Origin of the sequence: Burkholderia sp. JP2-270, assembly GCF_003233675.1 — a bacterium.
GTDB lineage: Bacteria > Pseudomonadota > Gammaproteobacteria > Burkholderiales > Burkholderiaceae > Burkholderia > Burkholderia pyrrocinia_C.
In genome coordinates, this window is sequence record NZ_CP029825.1 from 3,118,299 (window position 1) to 3,143,352 (window position 25,054).

13 protein-coding genes are annotated in these 25,054 nt (G+C 63.7%); 9 read left to right on the forward strand and 4 right to left on the reverse strand.

Features of this window, described 5'->3' with window-relative positions; genetic code table 11:
• The first annotated feature begins 199 nt into the window (after positions 1–199).
• From DM992_RS32265 to DM992_RS32305, 9 genes are all read left to right on the forward strand, one after another.
• Positions 200–9,826 carry a hemagglutinin repeat-containing protein gene (locus DM992_RS32265; RefSeq protein WP_111020153.1) on the forward strand — a complete coding sequence of 3,209 codons (9,627 nt, stop codon included), beginning with the start codon at positions 200–202 and terminating at the stop codon, positions 9,824–9,826.
• Between the two features lies 1 nt (position 9,827).
• The gene (locus DM992_RS32270) at positions 9,828–10,253 is read left to right on the forward strand and encodes a hypothetical protein (protein ID WP_111020154.1); all 426 of its coding nucleotides are present in this window, start codon (positions 9,828–9,830) and stop codon (positions 10,251–10,253) included.
• A 147-nt stretch (positions 10,254–10,400) separates the two neighbouring features.
• On the forward strand, positions 10,401–11,840 hold the full coding sequence (locus DM992_RS32275) for a UbiA family prenyltransferase (RefSeq protein WP_111020155.1): 1,440 nt from the start codon (positions 10,401–10,403) through the stop codon (positions 11,838–11,840).
• A 14-nt stretch (positions 11,841–11,854) separates the two neighbouring features.
• Positions 11,855–13,045, forward strand: a complete 1,191-nt coding sequence (locus tag DM992_RS32280; protein WP_111020156.1) for a hypothetical protein — start codon at positions 11,855–11,857, stop codon at positions 13,043–13,045.
• Positions 13,042–13,380, forward strand: coding sequence for a hypothetical protein (locus DM992_RS32285; protein WP_059854052.1), 339 nt, complete (start codon positions 13,042–13,044; stop codon positions 13,378–13,380). Before DM992_RS32280 ends, DM992_RS32285 begins: the two co-directional genes overlap by 4 nt.
• Positions 13,381–13,397: 17 nt before the next feature.
• Positions 13,398–15,143 (forward strand): ShlB/FhaC/HecB family hemolysin secretion/activation protein, encoded by a 1,746-nt coding sequence (locus tag DM992_RS32290; RefSeq protein WP_111020157.1) that lies wholly within the window; start codon positions 13,398–13,400, stop codon positions 15,141–15,143.
• A 104-nt stretch (positions 15,144–15,247) separates the two neighbouring features.
• The gene (locus tag DM992_RS41950) at positions 15,248–15,886 is read left to right on the forward strand and encodes a hypothetical protein (protein ID WP_239511391.1); all 639 of its coding nucleotides are present in this window, start codon (positions 15,248–15,250) and stop codon (positions 15,884–15,886) included.
• A gap of 530 nt (positions 15,887–16,416) precedes the next feature.
• Positions 16,417–19,011 (forward strand): bifunctional lysylphosphatidylglycerol flippase/synthetase MprF, encoded by a 2,595-nt coding sequence (mprF, locus tag DM992_RS32300; RefSeq protein ID WP_111020158.1) that lies wholly within the window; start codon positions 16,417–16,419, stop codon positions 19,009–19,011.
• Positions 19,008–20,291, forward strand: a complete 1,284-nt coding sequence (locus DM992_RS32305) for an AcvB/VirJ family lysyl-phosphatidylglycerol hydrolase (RefSeq protein ID WP_111020159.1) — start codon at positions 19,008–19,010, stop codon at positions 20,289–20,291. Before mprF ends, DM992_RS32305 begins: the two co-directional genes overlap by 4 nt.
• An 81-nt stretch (positions 20,292–20,372) precedes the next feature.
• On the opposite strand, the gene DM992_RS32310 is transcribed toward DM992_RS32305, so the two are convergent.
• From DM992_RS32310 to DM992_RS32325, 4 genes are all read right to left on the reverse strand, one after another.
• Positions 20,373–20,816: a DUF934 domain-containing protein gene (locus DM992_RS32310; RefSeq protein WP_111020160.1), complete on the reverse strand. Its 444-nt coding sequence runs from the start codon at positions 20,814–20,816 to the stop codon at positions 20,373–20,375.
• On the reverse strand, positions 20,813–22,597 hold the full coding sequence (locus DM992_RS32315; RefSeq protein WP_111020161.1) for a nitrite/sulfite reductase: 1,785 nt from the start codon (positions 22,595–22,597) through the stop codon (positions 20,813–20,815). Before DM992_RS32315 ends, DM992_RS32310 begins: the two co-directional genes overlap by 4 nt.
• A gap of 199 nt (positions 22,598–22,796) precedes the next feature.
• Positions 22,797–23,192 carry a hypothetical protein gene (locus tag DM992_RS32320; RefSeq protein WP_111020162.1) on the reverse strand — a complete coding sequence of 132 codons (396 nt, stop codon included), beginning with the start codon at positions 23,190–23,192 and terminating at the stop codon, positions 22,797–22,799.
• A 106-nt stretch (positions 23,193–23,298) separates the two neighbouring features.
• Positions 23,299–24,732 (reverse strand): PLP-dependent aminotransferase family protein, encoded by a 1,434-nt coding sequence (locus DM992_RS32325; protein WP_111020163.1) that lies wholly within the window; start codon positions 24,730–24,732, stop codon positions 23,299–23,301.
• Positions 24,733–25,054 lie beyond the last annotated feature (322 nt).

Here is a 25,054-nt window from a genome sequence, read left to right on the forward strand (position 1 = left end):
GAATCAATGCTGCGAATTCTGATTAATTGCAGTCAAAATAGGATGAAATAATTTGAGATAGAAGGCGAGTCAGAATTATCCAAAAAATACATTGCTTCACATCCTTACAATGCTTGGCAATTGTTGGCAGTCACCCTATTGTTTGCTGACGACTACTTTGCTAACGTTCATCGATCTGAAAGAAGTCCAATAAAGAACGATGAATCAGAAGACCTACCGTCTGGTGTATTCCAGACTCCGGGGAATGGTGGTGGCTGTTGAAGAAACGGCTACTGCTTCGGGGAAAACAGCGTCCGGCGAGCGCCGTGCCGGCCGCCGTGCGCTTGGCGGTTTGGGCTGGCTGATCGCGGCCGCATCGCTGGCCTGCGCGCCTTCGCTTGCGCCGGCGCAGATCGTGCCGACGCCGGGCACGCCCACCCAGGTGATCCAGACGCAGAACGGTTTGCCGCAGGTGAATATCGCCAGGCCATCCGGTGCTGGTGTATCGGTCAATACCTATAACCAGTTCGACGTTCAGAAGAACGGCGCGATCCTGAATAATTCGCCGACGGTCGTCAATACGCATCAGGCCGGTTATATCAACGGGAATCCGAATTTCGGGCCCGGCCAGTCGGCCCGGATCATCGTCAACCAGGTGAACAGCGCGAACCCGTCGCAGCTTCGCGGTTATGTCGAAGTCGCCGGAAATCGAGCGGAAGTGGTGTTGGCCAACCCGGCCGGTATCGTCGTCGACGGCGGCGGCTTCATCAATACATCGCGCGCAACGCTGACGACCGGGCAGCCCTACTACGGCGCGGACGGTTCGCTTGCCGGCTACAACGTCAATCGCGGCCTCGTCACCGTGCAGGGCGCGGGGCTCAATGCGACGAACGTCGACCAGGTCGACATCATTGCCCGCGCCGTGCAGTCGAATGCGGCGATCTACGCGAAGAACCTGAACGTCGTCGCTGGAGCTAACCAGGTCAATCACGACACGCTGGCAGCGACGCCGATCCAGGGCGATGGCGCCGCGCCGGGCGTCGCTATCGATGTCAGCCAGCTCGGCGGGATGTACAGCGACCGGATTTATCTGGTCGGCACCGCAGGTGGCGTCGGCGTGCGCAATGCCGGCACGATCGCGGCCCAGGCCGGTGACATGACGCTGCAGTCGAACGGCCGGCTCGTGCTGACCGGCAAGACCACGGCGACCGGCAATCTCGCGATGTCGGCAGCGGGGGGTATCGACAACAGCGGCACGATCTATGCGCAGCAATCGGTATCGGCGAACACGGGGGCTGATCTCGTGAACAGCGGCACGTTCGCTGCGCAACAGAACGCGACGATTGCGGCGGGCTCGGTGAACTCGACCGGCACGCTCGGCGCGGGCGTGAGCAACGACGGCACCGTCGGGCACAGCGGCGATCTGAACGTCACGACATCGGGGCAACTGACGGCGACCAGTCAGAACCTGGCCGGCGGCAACGCGTCGCTCACCGGCGGCGCGGTGAATCTTGCCGGCAGCCAGACGGCTGCGAACGGCGCGCTCGCGTTGAACGCGGCGGCGGGCGACCTCAACCTGTCGGACGCGAAGACGAGTGCGCAGGGTGCCATTACGGCGAATGCGACCGGTACGCTTGCCAACGATCGCGGCAGCGTGTCGAGCGACAGCGGCATCACGCTCAGGGGCGGCAACGTATCGAACCAGGGCGGCAAGGTTTCGGCGCAAGGATCGCTGTCCGTGCAGGCGGCGGGGCAGCTCGCAAACCAGTCGGGCACACTCGTGTCGCAAGCTGCCGCGGAGGTGCGCGGCGGATCGATCCTGAACAACCAGGGAACGATCCAGAGCGCCGCCGGTATGACGGTGGCCGGTGGGACGCTGGACAACTCCGGCGGGCGCGTCACGTCGCTGAATGGCGACGGGTTATCGGTGACGACGGCGGGACTGCTGACGAATGCGGGCGGACCGACGGCGGATGGCGCGCAGGGCGGCGTGATAGGTGGCAACGGCGACGTCACGCTCCAGGCCGGTCAGTTGGTCAATCACGGTACGGTGACCGCCCGGCAGGATCTTCGCGCGACGAGCCGGTCGCTCGATAACGGCGGCGGCACGCTGTCGGCCGGGCGGAATGCGAACCTCGATGCCGGCGCAGCACTGACGAACGCCGCCGGCAGTATCGCCGCGGGTCAGGTGGCGGCCATCAAGGCGACGTCGCTCGACAACGGCGGCGGATCCGTCAACGCGGCGCAACTGGTACTGACTGCGGGCGATCTTGCGAACCACGGCGGGTCGATCACGCAAACCGGCACGGGCGCCATGCTCGCGGCCGTTTCCGGGACGTTCGACAACACCCGTGGCACGCTGCAAACCAACAGCACCGATCTGAGCCTTTCGCCGACCGCACTGGTCAACGACCAGGGCAAGATCGCGCACGCCGGCAGCGGTACGTTGTCGATCGCGACCGGCACGCTGTCGAACAACGGCGGGCAGATCGCAACGAACGGTGCACTCGCGCTGCAAGCGGCCTCGCTGTCGAACCAGGCCGGCACCTTGAGTGCGCAGCGTCAGGCGTCCGTTGCCGTCCAGTCGCTGGACAATCGTGTGGGAGGTTACGTCGGAGCCGACAGCGTCGCGCTGAATGCGCAAGGCCGGATCGATAACGGCGGCGGCACGATCGAGGCGAACAATGGGCTGACGGTGGCGGCCGACAGTCTCGCGAACGACACGGGTTCGATCAAGAACATCGGTGCGAGCAGCCTGAGCGTGACGTCGACGAACGCGTTGTCGAACACGGCCGGCGGTACGATCGGCGGCAATGGCGACGTGTCTGTCCTGGCGGGCGGCATCGACAATTCGAACGGCTCGCTGTTGTCGGCGCAGGCGCTTACGCTGAAGTCGAACGGCGCGTTGACGAACACCGCCGGCCTGATTCAGGCCAACGGCCCCCTGAACGTTCACGCCCAGGGGGCGATCCGCAATACCGGCGGGCAGATCGAGGCGAACGATGGGACATCGACACTGGTGCTTTCCGGCAGCAGCATCGACAACAGTGATGGCCGGATCGTCAACGTCGGGACAGGTGCGACGACGATCGACGGAGGTGCATCGATCACGAACGGCAATGCGGCAGGCAAGCCCGGCGCGGGCGTGATAGGCGGCAACGGCGATGTGACGGTCACTGCACAATCGCTGGCGAATACCCTGGGCGCCCAGATGCTGGCGGGCCGCGATCTGATGCTCGTCGTTGCCAACCGGCTCGACAATTCGAGGGGCGTGCTGTCCGCTGCGAACAATGCAACGCTGAACGGCCCGAACACGGTGCTCGTCAACCAAGCAGGGGCCATTCGCGCGAACGGCGGGCTAGGGCTGACCACCGCCTCGATAGACAACACGAACGGCAAGATCGGCAACGACGCAGGTAGCGGCGGCAATGTGGCGTTGAATATCGGTGCGCTGGTCAACCAGGGCGGCGCGATCGGCAGCGACCGGGACCTGACGCTGACAGCCGGCTCGCTGAGCGGTGACGGGTCGGTCGTAGCGGGCCGCAACGGCAGCGTGTCGCTCGCAAGCGATTACACCCATACCGCCTCGAACAAACTGCACGCGAACGGCGATCTGACGTTCTCGACGTCGGGCAAGCTGACGAACCAGGGCACGCTCGACGCCAACGGCGCGCTGACCGTCAACGCAACCAATGTCGACAACCAGGCGGGCGCCGATCTGAACTCGGCGAACACGACCGTCAATGCGAACGGCGGAACGATCGACAACGCGGGCCGAATCGAGGGCGACACGGTCACGACGAACAGCGCGACGCTGAACAACACGGCGACGATCATCGGCCGCGACGTCACGCTGAATGCTGGCGTCATCTCGAATGCCGGGGCAGCGGCCGTGATTGCTGCAGCCAATCGGGCGAACCTGTACGCGTCGAACCGGTTGTCGAACACCGGCGGGGCGAGCATCTTCAGCGTCGGCGACATCAACATCGCGGCGAACGGCCAGCGAGACGCCGATGGGTTCCTCGCCAATCGCGCGCCGACGGCGCTGAACGACCAGTCGTCGATCGAGGCGCTGGGCAGCGTCGAGCTGGCGGCCGATACCTTCACGAATACGCGCCCGGCTCCCGTGGTCGATACCGAGACGACCAGCGTCGACAAGAAGCATGAGACGAAGCGCAGCAAGTACATCGGTTGCCCGACCGGAAACGCGGCGCCGAATCACGGTGTTTGCTCCGATGCGACGTGGCGCGGGCCGTACAAGACGCCGCAGACCGCGACGTATTCGAGCAGCCAGCTCGTCTCCAGCACGAACGGCGAAAATGCGGTCGATCGCGTGCTCGTCGTCAACGCCAACGGCCAGCAGCAGACGATCTACTACAACACGCTGACCGACAACGGCAACGGCACGCTCACGGCCGTCTACTGGGACGGCTACGACCCGCATGTCAACTACGATCCCGCCAGCGAATACGCGACCCGCAGCGACGGCCACAATGGCTACCAGCGCGTCGAGATCGCGCGCGACACCACGACGACGATCCGGCAGGACAAGGTAACGAGCCAGGCGCAGCAGGCGCAACTCGTCGCCGGCGGCAACATCGTCATGAAGAATGTCGGCACGATCAACAACGAATACAGTGCGATCTCGGCAGGCCGGTCGATCAAGATCGGCGATACGGACGTTGCCGGAAGCGCAGGCTCGGGCGGCTACGGCGGCACGATGGTCAATAACGTCGGGCAGACGCTGTATCAGCACCAGCGGGACGACATCGTCTCTACTTATGCGTGGAACGAGAACACCAGTTCGGACGTCGGCACGATCGTGCAGCCGTCGCGGGTGTACACGCCGGTCGCTATCGGCAATACCGGCGGCACGATCGTCGCGAACCAGTCGATCAATATCGATGCGAAGGACGTGAACAACCGCAACGTCGCAGCGGAAAACTCGGCGACGGGTGCTACGGGCGGCACGCTCGGCGCGAACCAGGCCAATGGCGGCGTGACCGGCACCGGGCAGTCGAAGGTCGGCCCCGCGACCGGGCAGAAGCCGGTCGACGCAGTGCAGTCGGTGGTGAGCCCGACCGGTGTGCTGCCCGACCTGAAGTTGCCGACGAGCGGCCTGTACTCGATCAATCCGGCACCCGGGCAGCCGTATCTGATCGTCACCGACCCGCGCCTCACGAGCTACACGAACTTCATCTCGAGCGATTACATGCTCGGCCAGCTCAACCTGAATCCGGCGAGTATCGAGAAGCGTCTCGGCGACGGCATGTATGAGCAGCAGATAGTGCGCAACCAGATCACGCAATTGACTGGGCGCACGTTCCTGCCGGGCTATGCGAGCGCCGAGGACGAGTATCGCGCGCTGATGACGAGCGGCGCGAATTACGCGAAGCAGTTCGGCATGGTGCCGGGGATGGCGCTGTCCGCCGCGCAGATGGATGCGCTGACGAGCGACATCGTGTGGCTCGTGAACCAGACCGTGACGCTACCGGACGGCAGTACGACGCAGGTGCTCGCGCCGGTCGTATATCTGGCGAAGACGCATGCGAACGATCTTCAACCGACCGGCGCGCTGATCGTGGCCGACGACGTCGAGATCCGCGCAGCCGGCAGCACGACGAACAGCGGCGTGATCAAGGGCGGCACGAAGACGGTCGTGACTGCGACGGACATCCTGAATCGCGGCGGCACGATTGCAAGCGGCGGGACGAACGGCACGACGGTGGTGTCGGCGAGCAACGACGTCGTGAACGCGTCGGGGCAGATTACCGGCAACCGGGTGGCGGTGCTGGCCGGGCGGGATGTGGTCAATACGACGCTGGTGGATACGGTCGGCGTGAGCGGGGCAGCTGGCGCGAGCAAGGTGAGCCAGAGCCTGATCGGCCAGCAAGGAACGATCGCGTCGACGGGGGATCTCGCCGTGCAAGCCGGGCGGGATCTGTCGATTCATGGCGCGAATCTTTCGGCGGGCGGTGATGCGCTCGTGATGGCCGGGCGCGATATCAACGTCGATGCGGTTCGGTCGAAGACGGATCAGTCGTTGTATCTGAACGACCAGCATCATTGGGAAGAGTCGACGACGACGCATGTGACGAGCGGTGTCGGCGCGGGCGGCAACCTGACGATGCAAAGCGGCAACGATGCGTCGTTCAGGGGAGCGACCGTGACGGCCGGGAGGGATCTGTCGGTCGTGGCGGGCGGGAATCTGACGGCGACGGCGATAACCGACGAGCATCAACTGAACAACGTTGCGGTCGACGGCCGTGCGCGCAAGGAGGTCGATCGCACATACGATCAGCAGGCTGTCGGGACGACCTTCAGTGCCGACCGGAATGCCACCCTCGGGGCAGTCAACCGGACTGACGCGACCAAGGGCAATGTGACGTTGACCGGTTCGTCGGTGACAGCCGGTACGAACGCAGAGACGCCTGGCGGCGTGACGATCGCGGCGTCCAGGGACGTGACAATCACCGAAGCCCGCGAAGAGCACGACAGCTATCAGAACGTGCAGTTCAAGCGCGGCAGTTTCGTGTCGGGTACGGCGACAAAGGAATCGCACGATACGCGCGCGAATATCGGCGTGGCGAGCACGGTGTCCGGCGACACGGTGCAGATCCAGGCTGGCAGGGATCTCACGGTTCAGGGCAGCAACATCGTCGGCACGAATGATGTAAAGCTTGGCTCAGCGAACAATGTCGCGATCAGGACTTCTCAGGATACCGTCCAGTCGGCGAACAGCTACGAGAAGAAAGAATCCGGGCTCATGTCGAACGGCGGGTTGTCCGTGTCGGTCGGCACGCGTTCGATGTCGGATCAGCAGCATTCGACAGACGTTAGTAACACGGGCAGCATGGTCGGTTCGCTGAACGGGAATCTGACGGTCGCGGCGGGCAACGACCTGTACGTAACTGGTAGCGCGCTGCACGCGGGCAATGACGTGAACCTCGCAGGTAAGACCGACAAGATCGATGCTGCGACCGATACGACGAATTTTGCGGAGCAACAGCAGTTCCGCCAATCCGGATTGACGGTGGGCGTGACGAATCCGCTTGTCGCTGCGGTACAGACGGGCCGGCAAATGGCGAACGCGGCGCAGAGCGTGGGCGGCGATCCGCGCCTGCTTGCGCTTGCGGCGGCTACAACGGGGCTTGCGGCGAAGAATACCTATGACGCGGTGAAATCGGTCGGTGGCAATCCGGTGACGGCGGCGGCCAGTGTCGGTATCAACGTATCGGTCGGGGCGAGCAAGAGCGACAGCCAGACGCAGGCACAGTCGAGCACGGCGGTGGGGAGCACGGTGTCGGCGGGTCGGAATGTGACGATCGCGGCGGCTGGTGCCGGCAAGGACAGCAATATCGACGTGATCGGCAGCACGATCTCGGCGGGCAGGAACGCGATGCTTGCCGCCGAAGGCGATGTGAATCTTCAAGCGGCTCGGAATACGAGCAGTCAGCACAGTACGAATAGTGGGTCGAGCGCTTCGGTGGGTGTTTCGTTCACCGTTGGCGCAAAGACTGGGGTTGCGCTCACGGCAGGAGTGGCAGGGAATCGTGGTAACGCTGACGGTGATTCGTCGACGTGGACGAATACGCACGTAACCGCAGGCAACCAACTCACCATTCAGTCAGGTGGAGATACGAATCTGAAGGGCGCGGTTGCATCCGGCAAGCAGGTGGTTGCGGACGTTGGCGGCAACCTGAATATTGAAAGCCAGCAGGACAAGGATCGCTACGATTCGAAGCAGCAGAACGCAGGCGTATCGGTGAGCGTGTGTCCCCCGCCGTGCGTATCGAGTGTGGCGGGCAATGTCGGCCAGACGAAGATGAGCAGCGACTACGCCAGCGTGACCGAGCAATCGGGGATCAAGGCGGGCGATGGCGGTTTCCAGGTCGATGTGAAGGGCAATACCGATCTCAAGGGCGGTGTAATCGCGAGTAGCGACAAGGCCGTGCTGGACGGTGTGAACAGTCTGACTACGGCGACGCTGACGCATAGCGATATCAAAAACCATGCGTCGTACGATGCGTCGCAAGTTGCGCTGAGCGGCGGCTACAGCTTCGGTGGAGATAGTGGTTCGGGTGGTAACAAGAGCGGCATCGGCAAGGATCAGAAGGGCAAGGCCGATAACGTGAACCCGGTTGCGGGGACCGAATTGCCGAAGGAGGATGGTGGGCTCGCGGTTGCGCCTCCGGTTGCATTGAGCGCATCGGGCGACGCGAATTCGACCATGCGAAGCGGGATAAGCGGCGGCGCGTTGACGATTCGTGACGATTCAGCGCAACAGCAACTCACCGGTCAGTCCGCCGCTGAGACGGTCGCGAGCATCAATCGGGATACATCGGATACCGGCGGCGCACTTGCGCCGATCTTCGACAAGGGGAAAATTCAGGCCGGGTTCGACATCACGAGTCAGTTTATCAATCAGGTCGGGACGTTTGTAGATAACCGCGTGAAGGAGACGGATGCCGCGCAAAAGGCGCTGGATAAGGAGAAGGCGAAACCAGCGGACCAACAGGATGTGGTCAAGATCGCACAATTGACGGAGTCCGTTCAAGGCAATGCGATGTGGCAGGAAGGGGGAACCGGGCGACGCGTGCTAACGGCAATTACGGCAGCAGTTGGCGGCAACGTGACTGGAACAACTGGCACTCTGATGCAGAGCGCGGCTGCCTATTACTTACAAAGCCTGGCCACGGAACAGGTGAAGGCCGTTGCCGATGCGCTAGACAGCGAGTCGGCACGCGTAGCGCTGCAAAGCCTTGTAGGCTGCGCCGGTGCAGCCGCGTCGAGTAAGGGATGTGGTGCGGGTGCGGCTGGTGCTGCAGCGAGCGTGGTTCTGAACAACCTATTGGACGGTGCAAACAGCACGCAGGCATCGACTCTGACCAATGAGGAAAAACTGGCACGCGAACGAATCGTGCAGTTGATAGTTGCCGGCACTACCGCAACTCTTGGTGGAGAGGCGGCGACAGCCTCCATTGCTTCGTTGATAGAAACAGAAAATAATGCGGCGAACTTCGTGAAGGGCACGACGCCGCGTATGCAGACTGCTGCGACAAGTGTCGCTGATGTCTTGAGAAAGCCGAGGGGAGCGCTTACACGTGCCGACATCGACGGACAAATCGCGGTGCTGAACGCCCTGGAGGGGAGCGGAAATCTAACTAACCAAGAGGCGTTGAACCTTAGTTCTCTCTGGATGGCGCTTGTCGAACGCGCGTCCGCTGAAAATCTGATGGCGCCGAAGGAGGTTGTTGGCAGCAAGCAAGCGATGCAGGCCGCAATCGCGTCGATGATGTTCAGTGGCGGTGGCGATTCGACAATCAAGGGAACTGGTAGCACGGCGGGGCCGGAACTACCTCGTACAACTGGAAATCGAGTAGGTGCAACCAACATTAAAATTGGCGGAACGGTCGAGCTGTTCACGGATTCTTCGGGGCCCAAAGTGCCAGGAGCCGTTGGGGTGGGGCCAACCGACGGCATGGCGGTCGCAAAGGATGCAAGGAGTATGCCTAATATTCCAAGCAATAGTCAGGCGACGGTGGTCGCAAACAATCCGTATATTCCAAGGTCTGCGGGCGGCACGAATTCGATGATGGATTTTTTGCCCGAAGCAGCTCGAATTACTGAAGCGGGAGGGAGGGTTGTCATAAATGGAAATAGTGCCAATCCGTATTTCTCTAAAATTCCATCTGCAGAGCAGTTGGATTCCCTGGGTTTGACTGTGAAATATCAAGGAGGTCTTCTTCCAGAGTATCAAGGGTTGAATTTCTCTAGATCCGATGGCTCACCTATTTCAAATGATACGATGCGGACAATAGTTTTTGTAAAAAAGGCAGGGGGTTGAGATGAAGGTTGTCGAGAATTGCTGGGATTGCTTGGCTGCATTTGATTGTCAATATGGTGCTCATTTTTTTGATGGGGAGGATGCGCATATATACGTCAACGACTGGCTTGGCGTGTTTGGCGCGATGGAGGACGATTTTTTCAAAAAGAATGAAGATGGATTCGTTGGGCATTGTGTTTTGGTATTTAGGGGGGTGAGTAAATTTGATTTTGTTGTGACGCCATATGACAGGGTTGGTGGCATTGTGTCATGGAAAAATCCAATCTCCTTTAACTATGTTGGGGAGCGGGGTGGCGGCGAACAGGTGTACGAGTTGGCAGGAAGTCTTCATGGATTTGCATCGTCGGTAGGTATTTATGTCGAATCGCGAGGGTTTGAGTTGCATATTTTGGCAGAGGATGAGCCATCGCGCCGCTCCCATATCTGATTATAGGTTTTCAATTTGATATTGAATTTGTGGGTGTTCGTGGTGGGAATTGATTAATTTCTTGGTCGTATTTGTGAGTCGGGCTTGTTGGTGTTGTGTGTTTGGTGTGGCTGGTTAAGTTAATAAATGAAAGACATAGCGGAATAAATGCGAGAGACCGGAAAACCGCCGCTTGTCGTCGACCTCGACGGCACACTGACCCCATCGGACACCCTGATGGAATCAGTGATCCACGCGGTAAGACGCAAGCCTTCAAACCTGCTGCGATTGCCTTTCTGGCTCGCCGGCGGGCGCGCCGCGTTCAAGGCCAAAGTTGCAGAACACGCCGATTTTCGAGCTGAGACACTCCCGTATCGCGAACCGCTTGTCGACTATCTCGAGAGCGAACGCGAAAGCGGCCGCAAGATCGTGCTCGCAACTGCCGCGCATCGTTCGATCGCCGAGCAGGTGAACGCGCATCTCGGTCTGTTCGATTTCGTCATCGCCACTACCGGCAACACGAATCTCAAGGGCGAGACCAAACTGGCCGGCATTCGCCGGCAGGTCGGCGACGACTTCGTCTATGCGGGTGACAGCAAAGCCGATCTGCCGATCTGGGCAGGCGCGAAAGGTGCGGTCCTGGTCGGCGTTACGAATGGTGTCGCGGCGAATGTCCGCAGCCGCATTCCGGTTGAAAGAGAGTTTTCAAACGTGCGCGCAAGCTTTGCCACATGGTGCAAAGCGCTGCGTGTCCACCAGTGGCTGAAAAACCTGTTGCTGTTCGTTCCGCTGTTGACTGCGTTTGCGTTCCTCGACACCGGCAAGGTTGCCACACTCGCGCTCGCCTTCCTGTCGATGTCGCTTGGCGCGTCGGCCACCTACATCGGCAACGATCTCTGGGATCTGGACAACGATCGCCGACACCCTCGTAAGCGCAACCGCGCATTCGCAAGTGGCACGCTGTCGATTGTGCAGGGGCTCGGTTGCGCGGCACTGCTGCTGACCCTGGCGTTTGCGCTGGCATTTGTGGTGTCGCCCGAATTTGCCGGCATGTTTGCGCTCTATCTGCTGCTTACGACAGCATACAGTTGGCGCCTGAAATCGATCGTGCTGCTCGATGTCGTCGTGTTGTCGTTGCTGTACACATATCGAATCATCGCCGGAGCCGTCGCTGCGGAAATCACGGTCAGCCGCTGGTTGCTCGCGTTTTCCGTATTTGCGTTCCTGAGCCTCGCGCTCGTAAAGCGCTGCTCCGAGCTGGTGCTTTTGCGTCAGCACAACAAACGCGCTTCAGCAGGCCGCGATTACCGCGTGGGCGATCTCGAAGTGCTCTGGCCGTTCGGTATCGGTGCATCGCTTGCCGCAGTAGTCGTCTTCGGCCTTTTCATCAACGCCCCCGAGACCGCCGCACGCTACGCGATTCCGCACTTGCTCTGGTTCGTGCAGATCGGCCTGATCTACTTGTTCGGCCGACTCTGGATCACCACGGTTCGCGGCGCGATGCACGACGATCCGATCGTTCATATCCTCGAAAACCGCGGCAGCTTCACCATGCTTTGCGTCATGGTGACGATCGTGCTGGCCGCTCACTTCCTGCCGGCGCCGTAAGCGGCGACAACCCTATGACGGAAAAGAACCAAAACCGGGTGCGAGCCTTCTGCCGTTTCGCCATCGTCTACGTGCTGCTGTTCATCTGCGCCGGAAACATCACGAACAGCATGCTGCTGAAATGGGGGTTCCGCGACGATCAGAAGGGCGACTTCGCAACGAGCTACAGCCTCGTCGGGATGATGAACGGCGACGCACCGAAGCCTTATGTCTACCGGTCGTCGTTTCCGACTGCCGCCAAGTGGATTGTCGAGCAGCTTGACCAGGCAAAGCAGGACAAGCTGTTCAAATCGATCAAACGGCATGACTCCCTGCGCGGCGCTTATTTCACGAGCGTTCCGGAAGAATACTGGACGCCTGTCACGGCGCTCGTCTATCACCTGACGTACATCGCGATCGTGCTGTCGACTCTCTTTGCGCTTCTGCTGATCTATAAGCTGGCGAGGCTGCACGGACTCAGCTTCGGGCATTCCGTCGGGTTTCTGGCGGCGTTCAGTTTCGTCTATCCGTTGACGTTTCAGCAGGGCGGCTACTACTACGATTTCTTTGAACTGCTCGGCGTGCTGGGTGCGTGCTACTTCCTGATCAAGAGGCGAATGCTGGCATGCACGCTGATGATTGCCGTCTTCTCACTGAACAAGGAAACGTTCTTTCTCGTACCGCTCGCGTTGTTCCTGCTGCACGAGCGGGACGTCGCAATGTCGAAGCGCGTTGCGTGGCTCGTACTGCAGCTCGGGATCTGCATCGCGACCCGGCAGTTCATCATGAGCGGATACAGTGAAAACGCTGGCGGATTCGTCGAATATCACGTGTGGGACAACCTGAAGTTCTGGGTGAATCCCAAGTCCTATTTGTCCTTCTACAACCTCATCGGCAAAGGCATTTTCACGCCGAGCCTGGAAAATCCGCTGATGGTCGTGCCACTTGCCGTGTTCTTCCGGGCAGCCTGGCGAGCGACGCCGACGCGCTACCGAAGCTACTTCTTCGCGGCATTCCTGCCCGTGCTGGTGCTGTTCATCTTTTTCGGCTATCGGGACGAGGCGCGCAATTTCTCGGTCGTGTTCCCCGCGCTCGTGTTGATTGCGCTGCACGGCGCGAACCGGTTCAACGCAATTTTCAGCAGCAGTACAGATACATCGGGTGACAGTCGTGTCTCGCCCAATCGTCGGACGGATATCGAGGTGGCGACGGAGGCGGCGCGATGAACTGGCTGATCGTTGCCGCGAGTGGCGTGTTCGGCGGGCTCGCCAGCGTATTGCTCAGGGTTGCCGCGCTCAAGGAAATCTCACTTGGCGAGTCGGACGTACTGCCATGGATTGCACGCGGTGCCGCCGTTGCCGCTTACGGCGCAGGGTTCGTGCTTTACGCGGCCGCATTGCGCAAGACAACCCTCGGTATTGCCTATCCCACCATGGTGGCGATCTCCATGCTCGTCGTGCTGTCGTTCACAGCAATGCATGAGCATCTGTTGCGGCCGATGCAGGCGGCCGGCGCGTTCGTCATCCTGATCGGCGTTTGGATGATTACGCGGTACGCGTAATCCAGAGAAACCAGCATATGAAGAAAAAAATCCGGGGAGCCAACCTCGTCGCGGCTTCGGTACTGCTCGCATCGGCCGGAGTCGCGGCGCAATCCGCTGCGCCTGGCGCGCTACCCGCAAGCAATGATCAGCGCGCTCGCGAGCAGGAAGAAGCGCGTGAACGCGAAAGAGCCGTTTCTGCTCCTGCAGTTCGTTTATCGGTGACCGAGCGTGTCGCGTTCCCGTCATTGCCGACCGAATCGCCATGTTTCCGCATCGACCGTTTTGCACTCGATGTACCCGATTCGCTGCCCGACACGGTGAAAGCCCAGGGCGCGTCCGCGTTGCCGATGGATCGCTTCGCCTTCGCGCGCGAGTGGCTCGGTCACTATGAAGGGCAGTGCGTTGGCAAGCAGGGCCTCGACGTGCTCGTGAAAGGGCTGTCCCAGGCGATCCTTGCGCGCGGCTACATCACGACGCGCGTGCTTCTGCCCGAGCAGGATTTGTCCGCAGGCACGCTCAAGCTGGCGTTGATCCCCGGCGTCATCCGCCGCGTGCGCTTCTCCGACGAGAAACTCCGCGGCACCTGGAAGACCGCCTTCCCGACCAGCGACGGCGACCTCCTGAACCTGCGCGACCTCGAGCAAGGCATCGAGCAGATGAAGCGCGTCTCGAGCCAGGATGTCTCGATGCAGATCATCCCTGCCGACACGCCGGGCGAAAGTGACGTCGTGCTCGACATCAGGCGCGGCAAACCCTGGACCGTCGTCGCCTCGATCGACAACTCCGGCACACGTGCCACCGGCCGCCTGCAAGGCAACCTGTCGGTCGGCATCGACAACCCGCTCGGCCTGAACGATATCTTCAACATCGGGGTGAGTCAGGATCTCGAACTCGGCGACAAGCGTCTCGGCTCGCACGGCTGGAACGGCTTTTATTCGATTCCGTGGGGCTACTGGACTGCGACGCTGTCGGCCTACACGAACACGTACTACCAGCAGATTGCGGGTGTGAACCAGACCTTCGTCGCGAGCGGTAACTCGAAGACCATCGACTTCAAGCTGAACCGCGTGCTGTCGCGCAGCCAGAACGACGTGTTCGGCGCGCAATTCCGGCTGTCGCGCCGCTTCGGCCAGAGCTTCATCGAAGACACGGAAATCCCGCAGCAGCGCCGCAACAACACATTCGTCGAGATCGGCCTGACCGATCGTCACTACTTTGGCGGCGCGCAGTTTGACGGGATGCTCGCGTACCGGCAGGGCGTCGGCGCATTCGGTGCACAGGATGACATCCTGGCGGCCGAAGGCGGCCCGACCTACCGCTACCGGATGGCCGTGCTCGACGCGAACCTGCAGATGCCGTTCGCCATTGCGAAACAGCCGTTTCGCTATGTTGGTACCTTCCACGGCCAATACACGGGCAACACGCTGTACTACATCGACGACCTGACAATCGGCAGCCGCTATACGGTGCGCGGTTTCGATGGCGAGACGATGCTGGCAGCCTCACGCGGCTTCTATTGGCGCAACGAGTTGCAGATGCCGATCGGGCAGACGGGGCAGGCCGTCTACGCGGGGCTCGATTACGGTCGCGTGTGGGGGCCGCAGCCTGTCGCGCTGGTCGGCACGCAACTGGCTGGTGCGGTGATCGGCGTAAAGGGAAGCGTCGGTACGCGATTCGGCGTTTATGCGTACGACCTGTTCGCGGGTACGCCGGTCTGCAAGCCATCGGGTTTCCCGACCGCGCGCGTGACGTTCGGCTTCCAGCTGACGGCGCAGTTTTGACGGCCACGGTCATGTGACGGAAAGTTGGTGTAGCCCCGCCAAGAGGCAATGGCCTGCATAGATCAAGAGGGCATGCGGCATCAGTAATTGGAAATATTTAACAAATGAGAGAGAAGAAAATGAAAATGAATCGACTGTGTCTGGCCACCGTGATCGGAGCGGCGGTACTGCTGGCGGGATGTGGCGGTGGAGATGGTGACGGTAGCGGCGCCAAGGCAACCGGTAACGGCAGCAACAGCAACAGCAACAACAACAACGGCTCGACCGGTGCAGCGACCGATACCACGTCGACCGATCAAACCACCACATTCAAGTGTCCGAGCAACTACAAGTCGATACAGCTGACGAAGAGCACGATCCCGAATGCAACGATGACGCTCGTGACCGACGACGGCGTGGCGACGTATACGTTCAAGACGCCGCAGGACGGCGTGGTCCGTGACGGGACGGTGTGTCTGGGCAAGCCCGATCCGGTTCCCGCAGGCGTGCAGGCCGATGTGATCTACGAGATCAAGACATATGGCGGTTTCTACGAAATGTCCGACCGCAAACTGACCCTGAACTTCACGTCGAACCTCATTCCCGATCCGTCCCCGCCGGTTATTGAGCTGGCCGACGTATCGAGCGGAACGGTCACGTACAAGCCGGCGATCCAGGGCAACCTCATTTCGACTCCGCCGAATTTCAGCCTGAGCGTCTATCCGAACGCTCCCGGTTTGTATGTGGTGCGCCTGAAACGATAAGCGCCATGCCGGCCATGGCGAGCGTCCCGTGTTGGCAGGCCGACGACTTGGCGCGTTGAGCCGCGGCCATCATGGCGAGCACTGTTTCCTGGATGTCGGGTCGCCCAGGCACCCTTGCGCGCTTGGGCTGCGAAGGGCGACAAGTTAGCCGAGAGTATTTGACCCCATTCGAAGAAGCCCGCCCGGCCTTGCGCATTCGTGCTCGTCGGGGCGCTCCACCCGGCAGATTTCTCCCAAATGCATCACAAGTCATTCATCCGATGAAAAAACCGCCCCGGATCCCGGTATGATGCGCACCTTGCGTTTATCGGCCGCACGATTTTGATGCGATTTTTACACGCCCCGCACGCCACAAAACCCCACAATGCGGACCTGAAAGATTCTGTAATATAAATTCCGTATACTCGTAAGTTCTGATCCAGGCGCGACCTGCCTCCGTCTTCGGCCGACCGCCCACGCAGAACAACCAGATATATCGCCGCCGGGCCATCCCGCGCCGCGACTCGCTATGCACCACCACTGAACAACCTATGTCTTCCCGCCACCCTGGGTCGCCGGGCCGTGCCGCGGCGGCGATCGCCCGTGTCTCGGCGCTGATCCGCAACGAGCGTGTGCTGTCGCCGCTGCTCGCGCTCGGCATCGGCCTGCTGCTGATCGTGGTTTTCCAGCACCTGTCGGAATCCGTCGACTACCGGTCGGTGATCCGCGAGTTGCGTCACATGTCCGTCGGCGAGTGGGGCGCATCGCTGGCCGCGACGGCGCTCAGCTATCTCGCGCTCGTCGCCCGCGACGCGGTCGGCCTGCGCTATGTCGCCGCGAAGGTGCCGCGCGTCGCGTTGTGGATCGGCGCGATCGCCGGGTCCGCGCTCGGTAACGCGACCGGCTTCGGCGCCCTGACGGGCGGCGCGGTCCGCGCACGCGTGTACGGCGTGTCGGGCGTCACGCCCGCGCAAATCGGCCGGATGACGGTGTTCACGAGCGGCACGCTGGCGCTCGCGATGGTGCTGATGACGGCGGTCGGCATGGTCTGCGTGCCGGAGGCGCTCGCCGCGATGCTGCACGTCGCGCCAGGCGTGCTCACGTGGAGCGGCGCTGCGCTGCTCGTGGTGCTGGCCGCGCTGGTCGCGATGTGCGGCAACACCGCGCGCCCGGTCGTCACGCGCTTCAAGTGGCTGTCGTTCGACGTGCCGGCGCGGCGCGATCTCGTCATGCAGGTCGTCTACGCGGTGCTCGACGTCGTCGCAGCGGGTTTGACGCTGTGGGTATTGCTGCCGGCGGCGCCGGTCGGCTTCCCGACCTTCATCACCGTGTACGCGGCCGCGCTGCTGCTCGGGATGATCGGCCATACGCCGGGCGGGATCGGCGTATTCGAAGCCGCGATGGTCTTCACGCTCGGCCGCGAAGTGCCCGCGCATGCGATGGTCGCCGCGCTGATCGCGTATCGCGCGATCTACTTCGGCGTGCCGCTCGTGCTGTCGGCCGGCCTGCTGGCCGGTTTCGAGGGCCGCGCGCTGCGGCGCCGGCTCGTGACGCGGCAGGCCGCGCGCGTGTCGCAGCTCGCGCCGCTGTTCCTGAGCCTCGTGACGTTCGCAGTCGGCAGCATGCTGGTGATCTCGAGCGCGACGCCGGCCTTCTGGCACCGGATCGCGATCCTGCGCCACCTCGTGCCGCTGTGGGTGCTCGAAGGCTCGCAGGTGATCTGCAGCGTGCTCGGCGTCGCGCTGCTGTTCGTCGCGCGCGGGCTGCTGCGCCGCCTCGACGGCGCATGGTGGATGACCTTCGCGTTGACGCTCGCGAGCCTCGCGCTGTCGCTGGCGAAGGGCCTCGCGTTCGTCGAGGCCGGTGTGCTCGGCACGCTGCTGGTGCTGCTGCTCGTCAGCCGCCGCCGCTTCAACCGCCATTCGTCGCTGCTCGCCGAGCGTTTCACGGTGAGCTGGTTCGTGTCGGTGACGATGGTGCTGATGCTGGCCGTGTGGGTGCTGTTCTTCGCGTTCCGCGACGTGCCTTACACGCGCGAGCTGTGGTCGCATTTCTCGTTCGACGCGCGCGCGCCGCGTGCGCTGCGCGCGACGCTCGCAGCAGGCGTGTTCGTCGCGCTGTTCGCACTGTGGCAACTGCTGCGCCCGGCGCCCGGCCGTTTCGTGAAGCCGGTGCCGCAAGACCTGTTCGACGCCGAACGGATCATCCGCGCGCAGGAGTGCAGCGATGCGGGCCTTGCGCTGATGGGCGACAAGTCGTTCCTGTTCTCGGAATCGCGCCAGGCGTTCCTGATGTACGCGAAGTACGGCCGTACGTGGGCCGCGCTGCACGACCCGGTCGGGCCGCGCGAGGAATGGCCGGCGCTGATCGGCAAGTTCATCGCGCTCGCGCACGCGCACAGCGGCCGCGCGGCGTTCTACCAGGTGCGCGCGAACGCGCTGCCGCTGTATCTCGACGCGGGGCTCACGCTGATGAAGCTCGGCGAGGAAGCGCATATCGCGCTCGACCAGTTCGACCTGAAGGGCTCGAACCGCTCGCACCTGCGCTACGCGCTGCGCCGCGGCGACAAGGACGCGCTGACGGTCGAGGTGATCGCGCCGGGCGACGTGCCGGTCGCGCTGCCGGCGCTGCGCGACATTTCCGACGGCTGGCTTGACAGCCGCGATGCACGCGAGAAGAGCTTCTCGGTTGCCGCATTCCACGACGGCTATCTCGCGACGCAGTCGGTGATGCTCGTGCGGCAGGCCGACAAGCCGATCGCGTTCGTCACGTTCATGACGACCGACCTCAACACCGAGGCGACGGTCGGCGTGATGCGCCATCTGCCGGAAGCGTCGCCGTACGCGATGGAGTATCTGTTCACGCAGCTCGCGCTGCATCTGAAGGAAGCGGGTTTCCGCAAGCTGAGCCTGGGCATCGCACCGTTCTCGGGGATGGGGGCGGCGAAGATGCCGTCGCCGTGGCACCGGCTCGGACTGATGGTCTGGCGCTTCGGCGGCCGCTTCTACAACTTCCGCGGCTTGCGCGCATTCAAGAGCAAGTTCGAACCGCACTGGGAGCCGCGTTACCTCGCGGCCTCGGGCTCGGTCGGCGTGTTCGTCACGCTTGCGGATCTGTCATTGCTGGCTGGAGGTCGGCGTTCATGATGTTGAAGAAGGGTATCGCGCGGGCGGCAGCCGCCTGCGCGGGAATGATGCTGGCCGGCGCCGCGTGCGCTACGCAGCCGGCCGCGGTGAAGGCCGAAACCGTGTCGGGCGGCCGCTACGGGCCCGTTACGGTGACCAAGCCGAGCGGGCCGCTGCGCGGTTTCGTCGTGCTGTTCTCGCGTGAGGCCGGCTGGAATGCCGCCGATCAGCAGGCCGCCGATGCGCTCGCGAAGGCCGGTGCGATGACGGTCGGCGTCGATTCCGAGCGTTATGCGACGAACCTCGCCGCGAAGCGGGAGACCTGCCATCACCTCGACGGCGACGCCGAGGCGGTCAGCCACCAGCTCGAACGCCTCGCGCAGTCGTCGCGCTATTTCACGCCGATCGTCGCGGGCGTGGGCCGGGGCGGCGCGATCGCGAAGCAGATCCTGGCGATGGCGCCGGAGAACACGATCGCCGGTGTCGTATCGGTCAACCCGGCACCGAAGCTCGATCCGCGCTTCAAGCCGTGCCCGCCCGATCCGACGATCGTGCGCCGCGCGATGCCGGGTTTCGTCGAAACGGCTGCCGCGGGCGACTCCACGAAGCTCGTGTCGCTCGTCACGTCGCACCTGCATGACAGCGGCAGCAGCGGCGACGAACTCGACGTCTCCGACCTGCCGCTCGTCGAGCTGCCGGCCAAGGGCGGCAGCGGTCGGCTCGCGATCGTGATCTCGGGCGACGGCGGCTGGCGCGATCTCGACAAGACGATCGCCGAGGCGCTGCAGCGCGACGGCGTGTCGGTGGTCGGCATCGACAGCCTGCGCTATTTCTGGAGCGAGAAGCCGCCTGCGCAGGTGAGCCACGATCTCGCGCGCGTGATGCGCACCTACATGGCGCGCTGGCATGCGAACCGCGTGGCGCTGGTCGGCTATTCGTTCGGCGCCGACGTGATGCCGTTCGCGTACAACCGGCTGCCGGCCGACCTGCGCGACAAGGTCGCGGTGATGTCGCTGCTCGGCTTCGCGCCGTCCGCCGATTTCCAGATCCGCGTGACGGGCTGGCTCGGCATGCCCGCGAGCGACAACGCGCTGAAGGTCGCGCCGGAAATCGCGAAGATGCCGCCGCAGCTCGTGCAGTGCTTCTATGGCGCAGAAGAGACGGACACGATGTGCCCGGCGCTTGCGAACACGGGCGCCGACGTGATCAAGACGCAGGGCGATCACCACTTCGGCCGCGACTACATCGCGCTCGAGAAGAAGATCCTCGGCGGGTTCGGCAAGCCGGTGGCGGCGCGCTGAACGCCGGCGCCCACGCGTCACGGCGGATGCCGGCCGGTTTGCTTCCGGTTCATCGTACGGGCGGCCAGTGTGCCGCCCGTTTCATTTTCCGGCCTGCGTCGCCGTGCCGTGCGGCGGCGGTGCCGTTCTCGCATCGCGCTGATAGAAGCCCGGAAACCGGTTGAGCTGCTGCCGCGCGGCCGCGATGTCCGTGTCGTCGCCGAGCACCGCGCTCGAAAACCCCGTGCGCTCCATCAGCAGCAACTGGTCGACCAGCACGTCGCCGGTCGCGCGCAGGTCGCCGGCGAAGCCGAAGCGCTTGCGCAGCAAGTACGCCTGGCTATATGCGCGGCCGTCGGTGAACGACGGGAACTGCAGGTCGATGCGCGAGGCCCGTGCGATCCGCGCGGCAAGCGGCGGCAGTTCCTCGTCGTTGCCGATCGTCAGTGTCGAATCGTCGTGTTCCTGAGTATCGCCCGCGTGTTCGGCCGGCGTCAGCAGCCGGATGCGTGCGTTCATGCTTTCGTTTTCGCTGGCTGGCTTCATGCGTGCTCCGCCTGGTGGCGCGCGTCGTTCGCGGCGGCCTTGAACGGTTCCGCGCCGATGCGGCGCACCGTGTCGATGAATCGTTCGCTGCGGCCGTTCGCATCGATCCGCGCGTCGAGATACGCGTTGACGATCGCGTCGACGACATCGACGATCTCGTCCGCCGAGAACGACGGGCCGATCACCTTGCCCGGCCGCGCGGGGCCGCTCGCGGTCGAACCGTCCGACCCGCCGAGCGTCACCTGGTACCACTCCGCGCCGTCCTTGTCGACGCCGAGAATGCCGAGGTGGCCGCTGTGATGATGGCCGCACGAATTGATGCAGCCGCTGATGTGCAGGTCGATGTCGCCGACGTCGTGCAGCAGATCGAGATCCTGGAAGCGCTCGGCGATCGCGTCGGCGATCGGGATCGAGCGCGCGTTCGCGAGCGCGCAGAAGTCGCCGCCCGGGCACGCGATCATGTCCGTCAGCAGCCCGACGTTCGCGCTGGCGAGCCCGATCGCGCGTGCGTTCTCCCACAGCAGGAACAGGTCGTCGACCTGTACCCACGGCAGCACGACGTTCTGCGTGTGCGTGACGCGCGCCTCGCCGGCCGAGAAGCGGTCGGCGAGATCGGCGAGCGCGTCGAGCTGGTCCGGCGACGCGTCGCCGGGTGCCTGCAGGCGGCGCTTGAACGACAGCGTGACGATGCGCAGCGCCGGATCGCGATGATCGGCGACATTGCGTGCGAGCCAGCGCGCGAATGCGGGATGACGGCTGGCCTGCGCGGATAAGCGCGCATTCGCGTCGGGCAGATCGAGCGTGCGCGGTTTGAGCCGCGGCGGCACGAACGATGCGGCGACGCGATCGAATTCGGCCTGCGCAATCGTGTGCGGGCCGCCGTCATGGTCGACGATCTGGCGGAACTCCTCCTCGACGTCGTCGATGTAGCGTTGCCCCTCGGTCTTGACGAGGATCTTGATCCGCGCCTTGTACTTGTTGTCGCGCCGCCCGTAGCGGTTGTACACGCGGACGATCGCCTCGATGTAGTTCATTACGTGCCGCCACGGCAGGAACGCGCGCAGCAGCGTCGCGATCATCGGCGTCCGGCCCATCCCGCCGCCGACGCTCACGCGAAAGCCGAGTTCGCCCGCGTCGTCGCGCACGAGCTTCAGCCCGACGTCGTGCCAGTCGGTCGCCGCGCGGTCTTCGGCGGCACCGGTGATCGCGATCTTGAACTTGCGCGGCAGGAACGCGAATTCGGGGTGCAGCGTTGTCCACTGGCGCATCACTTCGGCGAACGGGCGCGGGTCGGCGATCTCGTCAGGCGAGACGCCCGCGCGCTCGTCGCACGAAATATTGCGGATGCAGTTGCCGCTCGTCTGGATGCCGTGCATGTCGACGGTCGCGAGCAGGTCCATCACGTCGGCGGCCTTCGCAAGCGGAATCCAGTTGAACTGCACGTTGGTGCGTGTCGTGAAGTGCGCGCAGCGGGTCGGCAGGCGCAGCGTGCCGAGTAATGCCTGCGCGTCGCATGCGGCGCGGTAGGTGGCGTCGTCGGGCACATCGTAGTCGCGCGCGATTCGCGCCAGCACGCGAAGCTGCGCGCTCGACAGCTCGCCGTACGGCACGGCGACGCGCAGCATCGGCGCATGGCGTTGCACATACCAGCCGTTCTGCAGGCGCAGCGGCCGGAACGCGTCTTCGCTCAGCGTGCCGTGCTGCCAGCGTTCGAGCTGGTCGCGAAACTGGGCGGCGCGGCTCAGCACGAGCGCCCGGTCGAAATCGGTATATCGATACATAACGTGATACGCGAGAGGGGCCGCGGCGCGGCATGCACACGGCTCGGAGGAGCGTTGCGACGGATGTCGGGCAACGGAAGACAGCGTAGGGAACGCGGTGCGGCCGGACAAGCAGCAGATCGGGACGAAAAGGGCGTAGCAGATGGCGGACGCGTGGCCAGCGCGGCGGGCCGGGCATGCGTGGATGCCCGTGGCCGGTTTATGCGTCGGCGTCGACGACAAGCGCCGGATCGAGCGCGCGGATGCGCTGGTCGATGAAGTAGCCGCCGCCTTCCTGATAGCGCAGGAACAGGCGGCCGCACGAGCGGCAGCGGCTGACGATGCAGCGGTTGTACGGGAAATGGCGCAGCGCGATCGGCGCGTCGTCCGACGCGTAGCGCGTACCCGCCGGATGATATTCAGCATAGGTCGGCTCCGCGTCGCCGGGCGGCGCGAGCGTGGCTACTTCTGTCAGTTGCGCGTCCGGCAGCGATAGCGGCAGGCTCGTCCATCCGGCGAGCGAGGTCTTCGTGCACGTGCACGGCTGCGTGACGTGTGCTGCTTCGGCCGCCAGTTTCAACAGCGCGTCGTGATCGAGGTAGGGCAGTTGGCTCATGAAAAATCGTGAAGGGGCGGTGAGATCAGCAATGTAACCCGCGCGCGGATTGGCTGCATGGCCGCGGCCCGTGCGCCGGCGGCACGCATGGTGCGCATCGCGCGCTTTAACCGCCCTTGCGAACCGACGGCTGCGTGACCAGCTCGCCGAGCACGCGAATCGCGCGCTCGATGTCGCGGCTCCACGGATGGCCGAAGTTCACGCGCACGCAGCGCTCGAAACCGTGCGCGGCCGAAAACAGCGGCCCCGGCGCGAAGCTGATCCCGCGCGCGATCGCCTGCCGATGCAGTTCCATCGCGTCGATCGCGTCGGGGAACGCGAGCCACAGGAAATACCCGCCTTCGGGCCGCACCCACTCGACGCCGGCCGGCAGCCAGCGCCGCAGTGCGTCGTCCATCCGGTCGAGCTGCGTGTGCAGCGCGCCGCGCAGCTTGCGCAGATGGCGGTCGTAGCCGCCGTGCTCGAGATAGTTCGCGATGCCGGCCTGCGCAGGAATGCTCGCCGACAGCGTCGTCATCAGCTTGAGCCGCTGCACCTTCTCCGCGAACCGGCCGGCGGCGGCCCAGCCGATCCGGTAGCCGGGCGCGAGCGTCTTCGAGAACGAACTGCAGTGCATCACGAGGCCGTGTTGGTCGAACGCGCGCGCGGGCAGCGGATAGTCGGGGCCGAAATGCAGCTCGCCGTAGACGTCGTCCTCGATCAGCGGCACTTCGCGCGCCGCGAGCATGTCGACGAGCGCGCGCTTTTTTTCGGCGGACAGCGTGACGCCGGTCGGATTCTGGAAATTGGTCATGAACCAGCACGCGCGGATGTCGTGCCGCTCGAGCGCGTTCGCGAGCGCATCGAGATCGAGGCCGGTGCGCGGATCGACGGGAATCTCGACCGCGCGCAGGTCGAGCCGCTCGATCGCCTGCAGCGCCGCATAGAAGCCGGGCGCCTCGACGGCGACGACGTCGCCGGGCCGCGTGACGGCCATCAGGCACAGGTTCAGCGCTTCGAGCGCGCCGTTCGTGACGACGATCTCGTCGATCGGCTGCGACACGCCGGTCGCGAGATAGCGCCGCGCGATCTGCTGGCGCAGCGCCTCGTTGCCGGGCGGCAGATCGACGACCGTACTCCACGGACTGACGAGCCGCGTGGCCTGCGCGAGCGACTTCGCGAGGCGCGGCAGCGGAAACAGTTGCGGCGCCGGGAACGCGGAACCGAGCGGCACGATGCCGGGCTGCGTGGCGGCATCGAGTACGGAGAACACGAGGTCGCTGATGTCGACCTTGCGCGATGCGCCGGCACGGCTCGCGCGGCGCTTCGCGGCCGGGCCTGCTTCGGGCGTTGCGCCCGGCGCGACGTAGTAGCCCGAGCGTTCGCGCGCGCGGATCAGCCCCCACTGTTCGAGCAGGTAGTACGCGCGAAACACCGTCGACTGGCTCACGCCGTGCTGCGCGATGATCTGCCGCAGCGACGGCAGGCGCGTGCCGACCGCGAGGTTGCCGTTGCGGATGTCGTCGGCGATCGTATGGGCGAGGGTTTCGTAGCGTTTCATCGATGTGGACGGGGCCGCCGTCGCCGCACGCGGGCCGGATTGGCGCCGCGCCGGCGGGCGCGGGCCATTGTCCGATGCGCGGCCCGAAAAGAAAAGCGCGGGAGGCATGCCTCACGTGCCGAGCGACGCGAGCGAGAAGCCGTGCGACTGCAGCAGCTAGCTCGGAAACCACGCGATGAAGAAGCAGATCGCGAGTTCGGGCCGGCATCGCGCTGACGGTCGTTTCCGGGGATGGGCGCGGGCTGGAGCAATCGGCGTCGACGGCCGCAGGCACGGATGCGACGCATGCAATGCGTCTTCATCGCATCGTCATCGAAATGCG

Bases quoted from the DNA above. Each gene is read 5' to 3' on its own strand.
- DM992_RS32310 (WP_111020160.1), bottom strand. From the start codon at position 20,816: ATGAAGCCAGCCAGCGAAAACGAAAGCATGAACGCACGCATCCGGCTG.
- DM992_RS32305 (WP_111020159.1), top strand. From the start codon at position 19,008: ATGATGTTGAAGAAGGGTATCGCGCGGGCGGCAGCCGCCTGCGCGGGA.
- DM992_RS32290 (WP_111020157.1), top strand. From the start codon at position 13,398: ATGAAGAAAAAAATCCGGGGAGCCAACCTCGTCGCGGCTTCGGTACTG.
- DM992_RS32265 (WP_111020153.1), top strand. From the start codon at position 200: ATGAATCAGAAGACCTACCGTCTGGTGTATTCCAGACTCCGGGGAATG.
- DM992_RS32275 (WP_111020155.1), top strand. From the start codon at position 10,401: ATGCGAGAGACCGGAAAACCGCCGCTTGTCGTCGACCTCGACGGCACA.
- mprF (WP_111020158.1), top strand. From the start codon at position 16,417: ATGTCTTCCCGCCACCCTGGGTCGCCGGGCCGTGCCGCGGCGGCGATC.
- DM992_RS32270 (WP_111020154.1), top strand. From the start codon at position 9,828: ATGAAGGTTGTCGAGAATTGCTGGGATTGCTTGGCTGCATTTGATTGT.
- DM992_RS32325 (WP_111020163.1), bottom strand. From the start codon at position 24,732: ATGAAACGCTACGAAACCCTCGCCCATACGATCGCCGACGACATCCGC.
- DM992_RS41950 (WP_239511391.1), top strand. From the start codon at position 15,248: ATGAGAGAGAAGAAAATGAAAATGAATCGACTGTGTCTGGCCACCGTG.
- DM992_RS32280 (WP_111020156.1), top strand. From the start codon at position 11,855: ATGACGGAAAAGAACCAAAACCGGGTGCGAGCCTTCTGCCGTTTCGCC.
- DM992_RS32285 (WP_059854052.1), top strand. From the start codon at position 13,042: ATGAACTGGCTGATCGTTGCCGCGAGTGGCGTGTTCGGCGGGCTCGCC.
- DM992_RS32320 (WP_111020162.1), bottom strand. From the start codon at position 23,192: ATGAGCCAACTGCCCTACCTCGATCACGACGCGCTGTTGAAACTGGCG.
- DM992_RS32315 (WP_111020161.1), bottom strand. From the start codon at position 22,597: ATGTATCGATATACCGATTTCGACCGGGCGCTCGTGCTGAGCCGCGCC.